The organism is Labrenzia sp. THAF82, from assembly GCF_009363435.1.
Taxonomy (GTDB): domain Bacteria; phylum Pseudomonadota; class Alphaproteobacteria; order Rhizobiales; family Stappiaceae; genus Roseibium; species Roseibium porphyridii.
Map to the genome: position 1 here is coordinate 3,836,875 of NZ_CP045354.1, position 15,195 is coordinate 3,852,069.

The following is a 15,195-nucleotide window of genomic DNA, read 5'->3' on the forward strand; positions in this document are numbered from 1 at the left end:
CGGTGTTGTCGTGGTCACGCAACCGCGGATAATACGCAACCGCAAACACAACAACAGCTTATCACGCTTATTTCACGCCGCAACAGCATGATTTAAATGGATGGTCACCGCAGCGCGAAGCTGCAAACGGCGAATCGAATACTGGTGGGTAGTAAAATGTCAAAGACAGTCAGCAAACCGGACCTTACCGAATCCCAACAGGAACCGGCAGTTGAAGCGATTAAACGCATGATCCGGTACACCAAGAAGGAATCGGACAAGGACGGGCGGACTTTCTGCTCCTACTTCCTCGACATGGCTCTGCAGTCGTTGGAAGACGGAACCGAGGATCTCGACAGCCTCCTGAAGACGAAGATCACACCGCTCATGGTGGGGCAACAAAGTGTGGAAAGCTCCAAGTCAGAAAACGCCTGACGGTTCCACACTTAAAGCAGCAACAGCTTGCCGCGCGCCTTACCGGTGTGCGGCATTTTTTTGAGCAAAACTTTTTTAAGACCGGACATCGGGATATGGAGCAGTAACCCGCATAAATTGTCCCACACAAACAAAAGGAAAAGTGGCGACCCCGGCAGGATTCGAACCTGCGACCATTCGCTTAGAAGGCGAGTGCTCTATCCAGCTGAGCTACGGGGCCATTTTTGCTGTTCTGACGCTGCTGATAATTTACTGAGCGGCTGAAAACAACGTCGGAATGCAATAGGCAGAACCTCTTTCAACAAACAATCGGCGCCTACGCGACATTTCGCACCGGTCCGAGAGCTTGAAAGACCTCAATGTGTCCAGGGTGCCACCCGGTTGAACTTGAAGTTGTCCGCATAAGCCGCGCCGCGCACCTTGCGTTCCTGAGCTTTTTCCACCCGATACGGAATTCCGTGGCGTTTGGCGTAAGCAACCGCATCTTCCTGGCTCTCAAAATAGAGCCTGATCTGCTGCTTCATATCCGATGAAGACGTGTAGCCCATAAGCGGTTCAACAGATTTCGCGGCCTCCGGCTCATAGTCCAGCACCCAGCGATGGGTCTTTGCCTTGCCCGATTGCATGGCGGTTTTTGCCGGACGATAGATGCGCGCAACCATGTGCCTGTGCCCTTAAACGATTTCGCAGAGTATCACTTCTGTTCCACAAGCTTTTTCCTGCCTTTTGGAAGGAAGTCAACACCTAGCCTTCTGACGGCGCTCCAAAACAAACCAAATTGCAAATTTTGCGTTTACCACTCGTTGGATTGTGACATCACGTGAGATGACGAAAGCTGCAACTTGTGCTATCAACTCTCCTAACGTGAACTTTTGAATAAAATAACAATCAAAAGGGATCGTCTTAGACAAATGCACAAACAGATGCGTGATACAGCCGGTCTTTTCATGTGGGTATGGCGGGACCAAAAAGAACAACACAACAGGATGGCTTATGCATTACCCGTTTCTCAAAAACCTGGGCGCCTCCATACCGGAGCACATTCAGCCAACGGCCGCAAAACCGGTCAATCTGAAATCATCAATCGACAAGGCAAACCTGACTGAAATGTGGGACATGATCCTGACACTGGATTATGGTGTGTCCGAAGTAGATGAACTTAGCCCGGAAAAGCAGGATGAGTTTTTAAATGTCATGTCCCTGCTTCTGAAAGCCTTCAATCGATAACCCTGAACTGACCACGGAATTTATTTGCTGAACCGCCCACAAACAGTTTTTACGGAACTCGGGACCGAGGCCATTGAAAATGGCCTTGCTGACCCGTTGCTGGCTGGCTTTTACGAGGCAGTCATGACGTCCGCTGACGGTAGTTTCAGGCAAACAATGCAACCTTTTTTGCCGCACCTGAGCCTGTGTTCGGACAAGGTAACCGATTTCGCACCGCCGCCAATCTTTTACGTTGGCAAGGAAAGTGGGCAACGTCAGCTTTTTGGTGACGATTGGGCAACCTCGACCGGCTCAAACTCTGCACTTCGCACACCTGATGCCGACCTTGAAAGAGCGTCAGCTGAAGGCTATCGCAGTGCGCTCTCAGGCAGACCCTATTACGGCTATGCCAGGACACCTATTTCCGTCGATGGACAGGAATATGAGATTGCTTTCGAGCGACTGATTATTGCCGTACGTCCGCATATCAGAGCCAACTACCGGATCTGTGCGTATCTCGGCGTCATTCAGGATCTTCAGCCAACGTCCTGACGATCAATTTCGCCAGCCCGAACAAGTCGCTCCTGGTCGAATAGACGAGCCAGTCATCCGGCCTGATGTGGCCTGGCGCGATGTGCCAGTGCGTACCTCTCGGAACAAACCTGCGGTACCCAACCCGGACGCCAAAGCCCTTTTCTGCAGCCTTTGACGCCATTAGGCCATAAAGATAATCGGGCGACCATTTCAACAAGGAAACGAGGAAACCAAGCTGTGTCAGCGGTTCAGCCAGTCCCTTGCCTCGAATGTCACCTCTCAGCCATAGATTTCCGTGATAGACGATCCTGCCACGCATGAAATAGGCGTCGTGGGCATGCTCACTGCCAAAACGAACCTGTGGGTTCGGGTCGACAAACATTCTGCGTTGCTGCTGTTGCCAATGGTCTGCGAGGCTCCTGTCCTTAAGGTCTTCCACTTTGGCTGCCTGGACGGAAACAATATTGCCGCTGCTGTTATAAGCGCCGATCCAGAACGCAGTCGCGCCATGAAGATCGAAGAACCTGGGCGAGAAATCCTCCATCAGATATTTGTCTTCGGTGGATCGGATCGTTTTTTCAAATAGCCCAAAATCCGCGCTCTCCTTCAAGGACAGCCCGGTTTTATGAATTCTGGTTTGAATGGCGGCAATGGCCGCGGATATTTCCAGCGTGCCCTGCTCGTCCGGGTCCGGTCCCATCTGCCCTGCCTGGCGCCGTCCAGCTTGTGAAGGCACCTCCCCTGAAGGATCAAATTCGTCGGAGTGCCAGAGTGTTCTTCTGTGGCGTGATGCACAAGGTCGCTTGTGTGAGCGCGCTAAGTTATCCCGGCATAATCAATGATTGCCCTATGATTAGCAGCAGCAATGCATGCGCCGTTGCTCCCAACCCGTCCAAAGAAAGAATCGCGTCAGCAAACACAGGCCAGAAGTCTCGACACCACGATGGCGCAGTCCTGTGTTCAAACCAATATTTTGGGAAAAATGGTCGGGGCAGCAAGATTCGAACTTGCGACCCTCTGGTCCCAAACCAGATGCGCTACCAGGCTGCGCTATACCCCGATCCGTTGATTTCGAGGGGTGTATCCGCGTTCGGCGTTGGCGTCAAGAGCGAAGAATTTAAGAGCAATCCAAGGCTTGTGGAAAGAGGTCCAACAGGCCAATCGAACTCAGGGCTGCATCGAACGCTCGTTCCCTCACCTCTCGATCTAATATTCCGAGAGACCGCGCAAGAAACTGCTCTAGCCTGGTGCCTTCATAACCAACCAAGGATCAAGTTTCTTGGGACTTGATCGCGATTCAATTCGAATTCTGTGTTTGAACACACCAGAGCCCCCAACCGATGAGTGTCCAGCTATCCTCGGCAGATGGTCAGTCCCACTCAGGTATGATTTCCACCTTCCCCTTCCAGCCATAGCTGCCTGCCATCGAAACCCTGAGCTCGCTCACCGGGTTCGCTGTGGTCGACAAATATGGGTGCTCGAACTGATGGTCCAGGTCATCGAGGGTAATCGACCAGCCGCCACGAGGTTTAAAGTCATTGAGCCAGACCCAACCTGAATAGTAGTAACCCCAATTCTTGAAGTGCCGAGGATTGATGTAACGCCGCAAGACACGCTCACTCGTCACGCCCATTGCAACCGCACCGGCAACAGTTGAGACGTATTCGTTTTTCAACATGTTGTGCGGTATTTCGTAAAAATGGGTCGCTGCGTGGACAGCTTCGTTTGCGAGCGTACTGGCATGACGCGCATTGCCTATCCTAGGCATGAATCGCAACTTGATCGCTTTTTCGTCGTCCAGGTATCCGCCGCGTCCTCCCAGGTCAGGATTGACGTCAATTGTAATTGCATTGGTTTCAATCAGTTCGGCAATCTTCCGATAGTCCTGCGCACGCATGGTCGTCGCACCATGACTGATCGTGGGCATTCTTCGGGACAAATCCCTAAGAATTGTTGCGGCAGAATTGTTTACACCTGCCATGAAAGTTGCAGCCCCGGACCCTTTGCTGAAATGTGCAGGTGGGACCCAACTGGATGATGGGACGTATATTATTCCGTCCTTGCCATCAGCCGTTAGAGAACTGTCAAATTTGAAATTCCCGCTGGGGTCAAGGCGCCAGCATCCGACCGCGTTTTGTAAGTACCAATTCACTTCGAGCGGGTCCTGGGTCTGGAAGTTGAAAATGATCAAGTCCCAGGGGTTCTGGCGCCCAACGGCGCGTGCATGCGTCCAGAAGTTTCCGTCGGTTGCCCATCTGGCAGCAGCGGCGTCTTTCGGCGGCCAGGTTGAGATCAAGGACTTCGGTTTTTTCATCTTGGGCGCGCCGGGTGCAGGGCTACGGGCGGCACCGGGAAAAATGGAACTCATGTTGCTTACTCTCAAATACAAAAAAGTCGGTCGAACTCGGCACCAGAAAGAAGCTCTGATTCTCAAAATCATCTATGGCTTCGCGGCTTCAATTCATGCGCGAACAGCCAGGTGTTTTGCCAGCCAGAAACTTGCCTGCTTAAGCTGGCATTCGATGATTGTTCTATGGGTAAGATGCCGCAAACGGCGTGACCAACAATCTGTCGATCAACACGGCGAACGTAGCATTGCCAGGTCGAATAAAATGGTGATCGAAATCACAAATTTCCTGATGCCGAGGCCCGAAGACTGAGCTGGTGCCAATTCGTAACAATCACGAGGGAAAGCGGCCTAAGGCAATACGCGCCGTAAGCGTGAAAGTGACGCTTAAGCAGCGATACGCGCAAAGTTTCCGCTACACGCCTCGTCTGCATTATCCAGAAGAAACTATTCAGTCATCATAGAAGGGCTGGAAACGCCGTCACCGGGCTCAAGGCCCAGTTTAGCGGAGACACCGGAATTGAGTTCAAGCACGTATTTTGCCGGCTCACGCGACGGAATGACGTCTTCAGAAAACGGGGTCGTGTCGGCCGCGATTGACACGATCCATCCCTTGGCATCGATGTAGATGATATCGAGTGGCAGCGGTGTGTTCTTCATCCAGAAAAATCGGTCCCCCTCGCCTTCGAAAACGAACAGCATGCCGTGATCGGTGGCCATCTCTTCACGGAACATAAGCCCCCGGGCTCTCTGCCGATCCGTGGAGGCGACTTCTACCGTGAATGTGTGCTCTTTGTCGCCGGAGCGAACGATCAGCGTTTCTTTTGGCAGAGGCGCGACCTCGTCCTGAGCGGTAGCTGGTGAAAGGCCAGTCGCAGTAAACAACAACAAAAACGACAAGACGACCGAGTGAGCCACAGTGTGGGAAATCATGCGTTTGGGCTCCGTTCACCGGCAATTGTTGCAACACTGGAATACATAGAAAGACCGTTGCCAAACAAAAAGGCCGGAACATGTCCGGCCCTTGAAATCAAATAAGCTGCCTATTCGTCAATGAGACGCCGGGATATGGGTTCCAGCACCCATCGGCCGGATTTCAGCCGCCATACGCCCTTTAGGTCCGGTCCCGAACCTGACCAGTACGTCCTGACCAGGCCGCAACTCCGTGATTCCGAACCGGCGCAGCGTTTCCATATGAATGAAGATGTCTTCAGACCCCTCTCCCTGGGTCAGGAAACCGAATCCTTTCACGCGGTTGAACCATTTGACGGTCGCTTTTTCAAAACCGCCTTCCGGCACCACCTGAACATGTGTTCTGGACGGAGGCAGCTGCGAGGGATGTGTCGCCGACGTTTCATCCATGGAAAGGATGCGGAACGCCTGCAGTCCTCGAGGCCGATCAAGCACCTCACACACAACGCGTGCGCCTTCATAGGCGGTTTGGTATCCATCCCGCCTGAGGCAGGTAACGTGAAGCAGGATGTCGCTTTCACCGCTGTCCGGCACAATGAAGCCGTAGCCCTTACCGACATCGAACCATTTAATCGTTCCGGCGATCTCGAAAACATCAACGGCAACATCTTCCGTCATTGTATCGAGTGCGCGGGGTTCCCCTGCGGTTTTAACCCCCATAGCCATTTGTCCCGTCTCTGGTCCGCATCATTCAACTAAAGGCAGAATTCGACTCGCCCGTTAGCTGATTCCTAACAAAAGGATAACATTGTGCTTTGTGTCGAGAAGGGAAATTGTCGGACTAACCACAGACCATTTGCTCGATTTTCCGTTATTCTTCATGAAATTCGGCAAAAGTCTGTGCCAAGGGTGTGCGTATGACTGTCGAAGCATAAGAATCGAGTGGCGTTTCTTCTCCATTGAGAATCACCAATTCTGCACCGGCCTCTGCCGCCAAAGTGGGAAGTTGAGCTGCCGGGTGAACGACCAGTGACGACCCGAGAACCAGAAAGAGATCGCATTCCTGTGCTGCCGCTGCAGCGTTTTGCAAGGCTGCTTCCGGCATCTGCTGACCAAAACTGATGACAGCGGCCTTCAACAGCCCGCCACATTTAACACAATTGGGACTAAACCCAGATTCAACTGTTTGTCTTTGGTCTTCCAGCTCCGCGCGCGCACCGCAGGATAGGCATGTTGCGAAGGTTGAATTCCCATGTATCTCAATCAGCCTGTCGTCAGGAAATCCAGCTTTCTGATGAAGCCCATCTACGTTTTGCGTTACCAAGCACTTCATGTACCCATTTGTGGCCAACGACGTCAGTGCCAAATGGGCTGCATTGGGTTCAGCTTTTTGAAAAAAGTCCTGCATTTCAAAGCGTCGATCCCAGTCTTCCAGACGACTTTCTTCCGACCTTACAAAATCCTGGTATTGAACCGGTTGTCGTTTGGACCATATCCCGCCAGGCGAACGAAAATCCGGAATGCCGGATTCTGTCGAAATGCCAGCACCCGTCAGAGCGACGATCCGGTGGTAGGCACCGCGCTTGAATTGTGCGACATAGTTGCGAGCTTCGGCCAGTCCTGTGATGGTCTTCATGGGTCGGTCACTCGCCTTTCAGACAACCTCATTCGATTGGGAAAAGGGTAGGATATGCGTTATTTGCACACAATGGTTCGGGTCACCAATGTTGACGATTCCCTTGATTTTTACTGCAACAAGATGGGCATGACTGAACTCCGCCGCCATGAAAGTGAAAAGGGTCGTTTCACCCTTATCTTTCTAGCCGGCTCTGAAGATGTAGACGCCGGCAAGGCCAACGCCGCGCCACTTTTGGAACTGACCTACAATTGGGATCCGGAAGAATATGATGGTGGGCGAAACTTCGGTCACCTCGCTTTCGAAGTCGATGATATTTACGATTTCTGCGACAACCTCCAGAAACAGGGCGTCACGATCAACCGGCCACCACGCGATGGCCGCATGGCATTTGTTCGTTCGCCGGACAACATTTCAATTGAGTTGCTGCAAAAAGGCGAAGCCCTTGAAATCAAAGAGCCTTGGGCCTCGATGGGTAATACGGGCGAGTGGTAATTCACGTCGGTTTTCAACATCTGCAAGCCCGGTTTCCCGGGCTTGCAAAAAATTGTCGTCAAGGCTCTTGCGGGCGTGAGCATTCCCGCCTATAAGCCTCCCCACGACGCAGCTGTGTCGACCGCGCGCCCATCGTCTAGCGGTCTAGGACGCCGCCCTTTCACGGCGGAAACACGGGTTCGAGTCCCGTTGGGCGTGCCATTTTTCTTCCAGGGAAATTTGAGACGTTTTGCTCGGTGTGATGTCAGAACTCACCCGGAGAAACATACCGTCTTTTGATCTCAATGGCCGGATCATCTTTTCTGAACAGTGTTCTTCCCGGAAATTCAGTCTGGTAAAACTCGGCGATATCCGCCCCTGTCGGCCCTGCAAAAGCGATCCGGCCGTTTGGAAAGAAGATATCCAGTTCATCGTCTTCATGTTCGCTGGCGTATGTTTCCTGTGAACCGTGAAGAACCATGGTGACGCCGATCTTGTTGTTCACATAGTGCTGCACATCGAAGAATTTCGGCGATCGCGCGTGCTCCATACCCAGCCGTTCCTCCCGCACACGCAGCAGCCTTTCGGGCTCTTTCATGTCCACGATGCCATAAAGGTCAAAGTCACCGTGAATGCATTTTCCTGCACGTATTAGAGAATTTGCGGCGAATTTCACGCAGCCGTAGTAAGGATCCTTTGGATTGAGTTCGACGAAATAAAGCCCGCCATGGGGAATGTAAGTCAGTGTTTGCTGTTGAAAGAAGCTATCCATTTCCGGTCGCAGCCGAGCTTTGAAGTTGTTCCATTCTCCAACAGCCTTGGGATAGCGCCCTTCCTTGTAAGCGGACGGACCGAAAAGTGTGGGATCAACGACCAGACCAGCAATGCAGCCGCGTTTTGTCGCCGACGGTTTGCTCCCCAATGGCAAGACATCAAAATCTGCTGTCTTCGCCTTACAATCGAGACGCTTTGGCAACGCATAGTCCTTGCCGATATGTTGAAGCGTTGCCGTATTTGTGCGCCGAACCAAAATCGCTGCTTCATAGAGCATTGCTGCTTCGCGAAACACTTCGACATGCTCTTCAAGCATGTGTTTGAGGATATCAGCACTTCCAGCCATCTAACGGTCTCCCTATCTTGCGGGCTCATCGTCAGAGCCTGCCGGACAGATCAATTGCAATGCTGCTAGGCTAGCAGAGCTGTCATGGCCAATAACGTGACAGCTGTCACAAATCAGTGGTCAGCGCTCATAACAGCGACATAAAACCCAGCTCAGGTACTCACTCTTTGTCGCAACACCCTGCCCTTGGGGCACCCAGCTTAACCCATTGCAAAATTTGCTGGTAAATTGTGCGTGCAATCGTGGCGTTCTCATACTTGATTGTCTATAGTCGTGGCTGGATTCCAGGGAGCTTTGCCATTTGAGACAAGCGGGTTCCCGCGTGCAGGGGTTGGGGAACTCGGAATTCCAGTTCCTGTGACGTTTATTACAGAATTGAATTGCCAAAGGGGGTACGTCTTCTTTCAAGAGGACGAAGACCTCGAAAACAAGATCGGCTCACCCGACAGGCAACCTAAGATCGACGAGAGGACATTGAAATGTTCACACGAATGATCGCCGTGCTGGCAATACTGATCGCAGGGACAGCTCCGGCGCTCGCGAAGCGTGTTGCCCTGGTTCTCGGCAACGGCGCATACGAACACACAGTACCGCTACCCAATCCTGCCAACGATGCAGAACAGATGGCTACCAAACTGCGTAGCCTGGGTTTTGATGTCGTTGCAGGTCAGGATCAGACCTATAATGACATGCGCAGATCCGTCATGAACTTCGCAAAGAAGGCTTATGGCGCAGAGATTGCGATTCTGTTTTACGCGGGGCATGGCCTCCAGGTCGGCGGCCAGAACCACCTTGTGCCTATCGACGCCACGATTGAAGACGAAACCTCTCTGGATTTCGAGACCATCACGGTCGATTTCATCATGCGCCAGATGTCCAAGGACGTGAAAGTGCAGATGGTGTTCCTTGACGCATGCCGCGATAACCCGCTTGCGCGCACGCTGTCACGGCGCATGGGACCGACACGCTCAGGAAGCGTTGGTCAGGGTCTTGCTGAAATCAAGATTGAAGAAACCGGTGGCGAAGGTTCGGTAATCGCATTTGCAACCAGTCCTGGCGATGTCGCTCTTGACGGTGAAGGTACGAACTCTCCGTTCACCTCCGCATTGATCCGGCATATCGATACACCGAACGCATCGATCCAAACCGTCATGACCCGTGTTACCGGCGACGTCTACCAGGAAACTGAAAAACGTCAGCGCCCTTGGGTCAATGCTTCTCTGATTGGCGAAGTGTTCCTCAACAAGCAGGCTGCGGTGGCAAGCGGGCCGACGACCGAAGTTGCGTCGCTCGGCACAACGCCTACGACGACACCTCAGCCCGTCGCGACAACTCCCTCAGTTGCTGCAACCACGCAGTCCACAATTGACTGGGAGCGTGAAAAGCTGATCTGGGAAACGGCCAAGGCAAGCAATACGGTTGACGATTACCAGTCGTACCTCGATGCCTATCCGAATGGCACTTTCACGAACTTTGCTCGTAACAGCATCAAGCGCTTGCAATCCGGCAGTCAGGTGGCTGCAGTCAACCCAGGTGCCACGGCTGTTCCAGGTCAAGCAGGTGTTGTCTCGACTATGCCTGACCCGCAAAAGGCCATCCCAGGTACGCAGGCAACCGAATCTTCGCTTGGCTGGAACCGGACTGCTCGTCGTGAAGTGCAAACCCGTCTCAACCTTGCAGGATTTGACGTGGGCCGTCCGGATGGCGCTTTCGGGCCAAAGACCCGCGCAGGTGTCACTGGTTGGCAGACAGCTAACGGCATCGTACCGACTGGCTTCTTCACGCCTGCGCAATATGCTTTGCTAACGACGCAAACAGCTACTCAGTACGCTGCCTATCAAGCAGAAGTGCGGCGCAAGCAACAGGCCGCCGCAGCCTCGCGCAGCAGCACTAGCAGGTCGACAACGACCCGTCGTAACAACAACACCACGACCACACGGCGCAGCAACAACGGTGGTGGTGTAAACCCGGCCGGTGCAGCGTTCATTGGCGGTGTTGTCGGTGGCATTATCGGTGGCGCAATCGGCCGCTGACAAAACCGACATCCAAAACAAAAAAGCCCGGCTCAAAAGGCCGGGCTTTTTTCGTGGAAGATTCGGTGTCGCAAGGCCTGACTCAGTTCAGTTTAAGGCTGATCCGCTTGAGATTGGATGTGCGGGCCTCATCGAGTATCTCGATCACACTCTGAAATTCGGTGCCTTTTGCAGGAAGCAGAATAGCGCTATCCGCGCCAAGCCCTGCCAAGCGGTTCAATTCGCCCGACAGCTCCTCCAGTTCCAACGTGCTTCCATTGACGACAATGGTTGTTCCTTCAACTCCATCGCCCTGCCCGATCTGAATTAGAACAGAAGGAGCACCGTCGTTTATTTGCTGATCGTTTGTCTTTTCTGCCGGCTCGCTGCCAATACCAACATCGAGCGGTCGCCAGACACCGAAAGTGGAGGACAACAGGAAGAACATGATCAAGATAAAGATCACGTCGATCAATGGCGTTAGAGGAATGCGCCTGCGTTTTGCAAGCGGCGTCTGAATGGACAGCATCTATACTAGCTTCGTTGGCACTTTGGGCACCAATGTCTCGTATTCTTTTAAGATGTACAATCCTAATCCCTGATTTGACCCGGATCACGCATTTCCGTAGCGTTGTGCTGGGAAGCAAGCAATTAGGTAACCGCTTGATGTCGCAAGCACAAAACACAGAACTTAGCTATAGAGACATCTTTCGCAAATACACTCTGCTCGGCGTGTTTGCCTGTCTGGCGTGCTTTGCTCTGCCTCAGAAGACGGAAGCAGGTTTGAGGGTGTGCAATGGCTCTGTCGACCTTGTTAATGTTGCGATCGGCTATGAAACCGATGAAGGCATCAGAACGGAAGGCTGGTGGACGATCACCTCTAATGCCTGCAGCCAGGTTCTGCAGGAACCGCTTAAAAGCGCCGGATACTTTCTTCATGTGGCAGATGGATTCGGTGAAGGCAGACTTGTCGGCGACATTACTCTTTGCATTCGTGAAGAAAAATTCGTTGTGTATGATGGTGACCAATGCTGGCAACGCGGTTTAATCGAAGCAGACTTTTTTCAGATTGAAACCGGAGGAGCTGAAGACTGGACCGTCCTGTTGTCTTATGACTGAATGAGATCTCACTTTACTGGGTTCCGATCAGGCGGTTTCACCGGTGCATTATTTTGGGGGGTGTATATGCAAAAAATTGTTCGGACTGCCATGCTGGCTCTGTTAGGAGTTGCTTTCGCAAACCCTGTCCTGGCACAGGACACCGGCGGAAAGATCGGTCTGGAACTCAACCACACGCAGCCGACAACGGATGGTGGGTGCCGCCTTTCCATTATCGCGACAAATGGCCTGGAAAGACCAATGAACCAGCTTGGACTGGAAATGGTCGCCTTCAATAAGGATGGCCTTGTCGATCAATTTCTGCGCCTTGATTTCACTCGTATTTCAGCCGGGAAGACTAAAGTTCTTCAATTCGACCTTGCAGGTAAAGCCTGTGACAGCCTCTCCAGGCTGCATATAAACGACGTTCTGAACTGCGTACCGCCGGCCATTTCAGATGTTTATTGTCCGGATTTACTGGATTTGAAAAACCGCACCGAGATTCAATTCGGTGACTAAGCGATTGTCTGCCGACAACGGGACCCGACCAATTTATGGGTGATACATTTTCTTCTCTTTTGGAGCTGGGCGGACCGGTAGTCCTCATACTGCTTGTCATTTCGATCGCCGCACTTGCTGTGATTCTGGCCAAAGTGTTTCAGTTTGCCAGCGCGCGCGTCGGCCGGCACGGACTGGTTCGCCAAGCAGTGACCCAGTGGCGGACCGGCGAGCGAAATACGGCTGCTCAGAACCTTATCAAGGACCGCTCGCTTTCAGCCGCCTTGGTGCGCAATGCAATGGATGCCATCCAGATGCTGGACCAGCAGCCGCTCTCGTCACAAGAACGAGACATTCGTGAGGAGCGATTGCGGGAGGAGATTTCGGCGCGTGCTGCGGACCGCCTTTTCGCACTGGCCAGCTGGCTGAAAGCGCTCGATCTCGTCACGCAGATTGCGCCGCTGCTGGGACTGTTCGGCACGGTTCTCGGTATGATCGATACCTTTCAAACGCTGCAGGAATCCGGAGCTGCAGCAAATCCGGCAACACTTGCCGGCGGGATTTGGGTTGCTCTGTTGACGACCGCTTGTGGCCTCGCGGTTGCCATACCCGTCTCTGTTGCGGTGACATGGTTCGAGACCCGGTTGGAAAAAGAACGAGCAGCTCTTGAAGTGCTTTTGACCGGTGTTTTTACCGCTGGCAGCTCTTCGACCGTTGCTTCAACGTAGAACTTTGAACGCAGACAAGGAATAAACCCCTGGCGCTTCAAGCACCTCGGCAATCCTGTTTGCGCCGAGTTTGCTGAAGCGGCGCGGTTGCCGATCTTTGGGGCGGTTCCAGATCGCCAGCAAAAGAGCCGTTTCTTCTTCAACCCTTGAGATCAGCGTGACAGGAATGGCAAATCGCCATCCGCCTGCCGTCACGGCGTTCGATGCCGGTAAGACGAACTCACGGCCGTCATGAATGCTTCCGGCGTCGTCAATCAGATAGATTTCCGGCGGCCCCTTACCGTTCAACTCCAGTCCAGCTGTTTCAGCCGCGGCAATCCGCTCAATTGGCAAATCGCGCTGGATGAGTCCCGAAACGCTGGATCCGCTTTTGACCACAGTTCTTTCAAGCTCAACCAAACCTGCCGCCTCAATACCGTTGGAAAACCCGATGGCATCCAGCAGAGCACATTGGGGCCGTGTCACGAGCCGCAATTCGATATTGGCCTCATAGCCCTGACTTGCCGCGAAACTCTTGTCGAAAACCGCAAACGGTGCGATGCCTGCTCCGAAGGCCGTTACTGATGCCGTGTCCGTTCCTGCAGACATCACCGAAAGATGTGCGCACTCTCCGGCATCGTAGCCAGCGACATAGTTCGTGACCTTTGCCAGTGGATCGATGCTCGCAAGTTCAACGGGTGGAACACTCGGTGTTGGGTCTGAGGACTGCGGCGATGCGGGTATGGCTGACTGTTGAGGTTCTGTTGGAGAAATTGCTGAAAGCTCCGTCTCCAAAGGACGAATGGCCGCGAGTTGTTGCTCTGCCGGTTGCACCATTTGAACTGAGGTCGTGGGCGTCGCTACTGTGACCGAACTGGGTTCAACGGTGTTGCTTACAGCCCCCCCTTGGGGCGAAGGCACCAGAGGTGACACAGTTTGCGTTGAAGCTGCTTCAACAGATGTGACGGCTATCGCATCGTTCTCGCTTTGAGAGGGCGTAACAGCCGTGACAGGCACCGCCACTTCAACTAAAGCCTCATCGGAGGCGACAACACCATCGATCTCAGTCGAAATAGAACTCGCCGTCACAGGACTAACGATACTTGTCGGTTCGGTAACAGGTGCAGAATTGACCGTGGCTGCGTTTGATCCTGAATTCGCGGATTGCGGTGCACTAGTTGGTGTAATCACAGCCGTTGCTGCAACAGGTGCGAGCGATACCACGTTGCTAGTCGGGGGCGCTACCTGTGCAGCTTCGGTAACGGTCGAAGGAACGGTGGTTGAGGCCTCGCCAACACTGGGATCAACTTTTTCCACCTTCGTCGGTTCAGTCTGGTTGAGCGGCAACGGATCACTTTCAGTCGCACTTTTTTCCTTGGCCTCAACAACCATTGCATCGCTCACGTCAACCATGGCAAGCGGGGTGGCCGGTAAACTGGAGACCTGCGCTGTCGGCGTTTGCACTGGTTGGAGAGCCGTACTCTCAATCGGCTGAGAAACAATCGAGGACGGTTGTTGAAGTATGGGTTGCGACGTTTCTGTCGCTTTGACGACCGAGACGTTGTCAGGTGCGATCATCTCCTTTGGAGCTGTTGCGACAGCGGATATTGCCTCAAATTCCAGACCACCGCTTTCAAGCACGATTTCCGCTTCAGGTGGAACCGGCGGTTCCTGAACTTTCCAGGAGAAATCCTCCAGCCCAAACAGAACAATTGAAACATGTGCAGCTAGCGAAGTGCCCACTACAGCCGGCCAGATATAGCCAGGAATACCCCAGTGTCCATCTTGATTGTAGAGGGCCGTTGTCACGTGCCATCCGCCTCGATGGTGACAAGCGTTATCTTTCGAATCCCACCTGCCTTGAGGTCCTCGGCAAGCGCTGTCAGGTCTCCCATTTTGGTGCGTCGATCAACCTGAAGGGTCAGTTTATCGGATACGTCAGCACTGCTCTTAAGAAAGGCCGCGAGCTCGTCCGCCCCAAACCTGTTGCCATCAAGCCAAATCTCGCCCGATTTATCGAGAGCAAGACTGCCTTGAATGCTTCCGCTCCCTTCGTCACTGACGGTTTCTGCCCATTGAAAGTCATCTGGCAAAGGTGGACTAAGTGTTCCCGCGACCAGCAAAAACAACAACAACAGAAAAACAACATTGATAAGCGCCAGCGAAGCATCAGCTCTCCGCTGTGGGATCAGCTCCTGAAGGTGTATCGGTTTCGTATAGCGCTTCACGACAGATTC

The 15,195-nt window shown here is 53.1% G+C and carries 19 protein-coding genes and 3 tRNA genes; 10 read left to right on the plus strand and 12 right to left on the minus strand.

Translation table 11 applies throughout. The features are described from left to right. Positions 1-156: 156 nt before the first annotated feature. Positions 157-414 carry a hypothetical protein gene (locus FIV00_RS17725; RefSeq protein WP_152501995.1) on the plus strand — a complete coding sequence of 86 codons (258 nt, stop codon included), beginning with the start codon at positions 157-159 and terminating at the stop codon, positions 412-414. Positions 415-557: 143 nt separating this feature from the next. Here FIV00_RS17725 and FIV00_RS17730 read toward each other — a convergent pair. Beyond that, positions 558-634, minus strand: a tRNA-Arg gene (locus FIV00_RS17730). A 136-nt stretch (positions 635-770) separates the two neighbouring features. Continuing rightward, positions 771-1,076 (minus strand): ETC complex I subunit, encoded by a 306-nt coding sequence (locus FIV00_RS17735; RefSeq protein ID WP_152501996.1) that lies wholly within the window; start codon positions 1,074-1,076, stop codon positions 771-773. Between the two features lie 331 nt (positions 1,077-1,407). Between FIV00_RS17735 and FIV00_RS17740 the strand changes: the two genes are divergently transcribed. Together FIV00_RS17740 and FIV00_RS17745 are read left to right on the plus strand one after the other, a co-directional pair. Next, positions 1,408-1,641, plus strand: coding sequence for a hypothetical protein (locus FIV00_RS17740; RefSeq protein ID WP_152501997.1), 234 nt, complete (start codon positions 1,408-1,410; stop codon positions 1,639-1,641). A gap of 24 nt (positions 1,642-1,665) precedes the next feature. Further along, positions 1,666-2,172, plus strand: coding sequence for a hypothetical protein (locus FIV00_RS17745; RefSeq protein WP_152501998.1), 507 nt, complete (start codon positions 1,666-1,668; stop codon positions 2,170-2,172). On the opposite strand, the gene FIV00_RS17750 is transcribed toward FIV00_RS17745, so the two are convergent. The 3 genes from FIV00_RS17750 to FIV00_RS17760 all read right to left on the minus strand — a co-directional run bounded on the left by FIV00_RS17750 (position 2,144) and on the right by FIV00_RS17760 (position 4,081). Further along, a complete protein-coding gene (locus FIV00_RS17750; RefSeq protein WP_152501999.1) occupies positions 2,144-2,854 on the minus strand; it encodes a hypothetical protein in 711 nt (236 codons plus the stop codon). The genes FIV00_RS17745 and FIV00_RS17750 overlap by 29 nt on opposite strands. A 283-nt stretch (positions 2,855-3,137) precedes the next feature. Then, positions 3,138-3,214 (minus strand) — tRNA-Pro (locus tag FIV00_RS17755). 309 nt (positions 3,215-3,523) lie between these two features. Continuing rightward, on the minus strand, positions 3,524-4,081 hold the full coding sequence (locus FIV00_RS17760) for a hypothetical protein (RefSeq protein WP_152502000.1): 558 nt from the start codon (positions 4,079-4,081) through the stop codon (positions 3,524-3,526). A gap of 256 nt (positions 4,082-4,337) precedes the next feature. On the opposite strand from FIV00_RS17760, the gene FIV00_RS17765 reads away from it, so the two are divergent. Continuing rightward, positions 4,338-4,814 (plus strand): hypothetical protein, encoded by a 477-nt coding sequence (locus FIV00_RS17765; RefSeq protein WP_152502001.1) that lies wholly within the window; start codon positions 4,338-4,340, stop codon positions 4,812-4,814. Positions 4,815-4,948: 134 nt separating this feature from the next. Here the strand turns inward: FIV00_RS17765 and FIV00_RS17770 are convergent, their stop codons facing one another. The 3 genes from FIV00_RS17770 to FIV00_RS17780 all read right to left on the minus strand — a co-directional run bounded on the left by FIV00_RS17770 (position 4,949) and on the right by FIV00_RS17780 (position 7,049). Next, on the minus strand, positions 4,949-5,434 hold the full coding sequence (locus tag FIV00_RS17770; RefSeq protein ID WP_152502002.1) for a DUF192 domain-containing protein: 486 nt from the start codon (positions 5,432-5,434) through the stop codon (positions 4,949-4,951). A gap of 117 nt (positions 5,435-5,551) precedes the next feature. Then, on the minus strand, positions 5,552-6,133 hold the full coding sequence (locus FIV00_RS17775) for a cold-shock protein (RefSeq protein WP_152502003.1): 582 nt from the start codon (positions 6,131-6,133) through the stop codon (positions 5,552-5,554). Between the two features lie 151 nt (positions 6,134-6,284). Next, entirely contained in the window at positions 6,285-7,049 is a 765-nt protein-coding gene (locus FIV00_RS17780) for a Sir2 family NAD-dependent protein deacetylase (RefSeq protein WP_152502004.1), read from the minus strand. Positions 7,050-7,103: 54 nt separating this feature from the next. Here FIV00_RS17780 and FIV00_RS17785 point away from each other — a divergent pair, with 54 nt between their 5' ends. Continuing rightward, positions 7,104-7,544: a VOC family protein gene (locus FIV00_RS17785; RefSeq protein WP_152502005.1), complete on the plus strand. Its 441-nt coding sequence runs from the start codon at positions 7,104-7,106 to the stop codon at positions 7,542-7,544. Positions 7,545-7,669: 125 nt separating this feature from the next. Beyond that, positions 7,670-7,745: transfer RNA gene (locus FIV00_RS17790), tRNA-Glu, on the plus strand. Between the two features lie 43 nt (positions 7,746-7,788). On the opposite strand, the gene FIV00_RS17795 is transcribed toward FIV00_RS17790, so the two are convergent. Further along, a complete protein-coding gene (locus FIV00_RS17795; protein WP_152502006.1) occupies positions 7,789-8,643 on the minus strand; it encodes a hypothetical protein in 855 nt (284 codons plus the stop codon). A 479-nt stretch (positions 8,644-9,122) separates the two neighbouring features. Between FIV00_RS17795 and FIV00_RS17800 the strand changes: the two genes are divergently transcribed. Further along, a complete protein-coding gene (locus tag FIV00_RS17800; protein ID WP_152502007.1) occupies positions 9,123-10,676 on the plus strand; it encodes a caspase family protein in 1,554 nt (517 codons plus the stop codon). An 82-nt stretch (positions 10,677-10,758) separates the two neighbouring features. On the opposite strand, the gene FIV00_RS17805 is transcribed toward FIV00_RS17800, so the two are convergent. Continuing rightward, the gene (locus FIV00_RS17805) at positions 10,759-11,184 is read right to left on the minus strand and encodes a biopolymer transporter ExbD (protein ID WP_152502008.1); all 426 of its coding nucleotides are present in this window, start codon (positions 11,182-11,184) and stop codon (positions 10,759-10,761) included. A gap of 137 nt (positions 11,185-11,321) precedes the next feature. Here FIV00_RS17805 and FIV00_RS17810 point away from each other — a divergent pair, with 137 nt between their 5' ends. The 3 genes from FIV00_RS17810 (at position 11,322) to FIV00_RS17820 (ending at position 12,979) form a co-directional block, all read left to right on the plus strand. Next, complete coding sequence (locus tag FIV00_RS17810; protein ID WP_209006596.1) at positions 11,322-11,774, plus strand: DUF1036 domain-containing protein; 453 nt, start codon at positions 11,322-11,324, stop codon at positions 11,772-11,774. Between the two features lie 66 nt (positions 11,775-11,840). Then, entirely contained in the window at positions 11,841-12,272 is a 432-nt protein-coding gene (locus FIV00_RS17815; RefSeq protein ID WP_152502010.1) for a hypothetical protein, read from the plus strand. 35 nt (positions 12,273-12,307) lie between these two features. After that, positions 12,308-12,979, plus strand: a complete 672-nt coding sequence (locus FIV00_RS17820) for a MotA/TolQ/ExbB proton channel family protein (RefSeq protein WP_152502011.1) — start codon at positions 12,308-12,310, stop codon at positions 12,977-12,979. Here FIV00_RS17820 and FIV00_RS17825 read toward each other — a convergent pair. Both FIV00_RS17825 and FIV00_RS17830 read right to left on the minus strand, forming a co-directional pair. After that, complete coding sequence (locus FIV00_RS17825) at positions 12,971-14,767, minus strand: hypothetical protein (RefSeq protein WP_152502012.1); 1,797 nt, start codon at positions 14,765-14,767, stop codon at positions 12,971-12,973. The genes FIV00_RS17820 and FIV00_RS17825 overlap by 9 nt on opposite strands. Continuing rightward, the gene (locus FIV00_RS17830; protein ID WP_152502013.1) at positions 14,764-15,186 is read right to left on the minus strand and encodes a biopolymer transporter ExbD; all 423 of its coding nucleotides are present in this window, start codon (positions 15,184-15,186) and stop codon (positions 14,764-14,766) included. The genes FIV00_RS17825 and FIV00_RS17830 overlap by 4 nt, the downstream gene beginning before the upstream one ends. Between the last annotated feature and the right edge of the window lie 9 nt (positions 15,187-15,195).

Bases quoted from the DNA above. Each gene is read 5' to 3' on its own strand.
- FIV00_RS17725 (WP_152501995.1), top strand. From the start codon at position 157: ATGTCAAAGACAGTCAGCAAACCGGACCTTACCGAATCCCAACAGGAA.
- FIV00_RS17735 (WP_152501996.1), bottom strand. From the start codon at position 1,076: ATGGTTGCGCGCATCTATCGTCCGGCAAAAACCGCCATGCAATCGGGC.
- FIV00_RS17740 (WP_152501997.1), top strand. From the start codon at position 1,408: ATGCATTACCCGTTTCTCAAAAACCTGGGCGCCTCCATACCGGAGCAC.
- FIV00_RS17750 (WP_152501999.1), bottom strand. From the start codon at position 2,854: ATGGGACCGGACCCGGACGAGCAGGGCACGCTGGAAATATCCGCGGCC.
- FIV00_RS17760 (WP_152502000.1), bottom strand. From the start codon at position 4,081: ATGCCCACGATCAGTCATGGTGCGACGACCATGCGTGCGCAGGACTAT.
- FIV00_RS17765 (WP_152502001.1), top strand. From the start codon at position 4,338: ATGATCAAGTCCCAGGGGTTCTGGCGCCCAACGGCGCGTGCATGCGTC.
- FIV00_RS17770 (WP_152502002.1), bottom strand. From the start codon at position 5,434: ATGATTTCCCACACTGTGGCTCACTCGGTCGTCTTGTCGTTTTTGTTG.
- FIV00_RS17775 (WP_152502003.1), bottom strand. From the start codon at position 6,133: ATGGGGGTTAAAACCGCAGGGGAACCCCGCGCACTCGATACAATGACG.
- FIV00_RS17780 (WP_152502004.1), bottom strand. From the start codon at position 7,049: ATGAAGACCATCACAGGACTGGCCGAAGCTCGCAACTATGTCGCACAA.
- FIV00_RS17785 (WP_152502005.1), top strand. From the start codon at position 7,104: ATGCGTTATTTGCACACAATGGTTCGGGTCACCAATGTTGACGATTCC.
- FIV00_RS17795 (WP_152502006.1), bottom strand. From the start codon at position 8,643: ATGGCTGGAAGTGCTGATATCCTCAAACACATGCTTGAAGAGCATGTC.
- FIV00_RS17800 (WP_152502007.1), top strand. From the start codon at position 9,123: ATGTTCACACGAATGATCGCCGTGCTGGCAATACTGATCGCAGGGACA.
- FIV00_RS17805 (WP_152502008.1), bottom strand. From the start codon at position 11,184: ATGCTGTCCATTCAGACGCCGCTTGCAAAACGCAGGCGCATTCCTCTA.
- FIV00_RS17810 (WP_209006596.1), top strand. From the start codon at position 11,322: ATGTCGCAAGCACAAAACACAGAACTTAGCTATAGAGACATCTTTCGC.
- FIV00_RS17815 (WP_152502010.1), top strand. From the start codon at position 11,841: ATGCAAAAAATTGTTCGGACTGCCATGCTGGCTCTGTTAGGAGTTGCT.
- FIV00_RS17820 (WP_152502011.1), top strand. From the start codon at position 12,308: ATGGGTGATACATTTTCTTCTCTTTTGGAGCTGGGCGGACCGGTAGTC.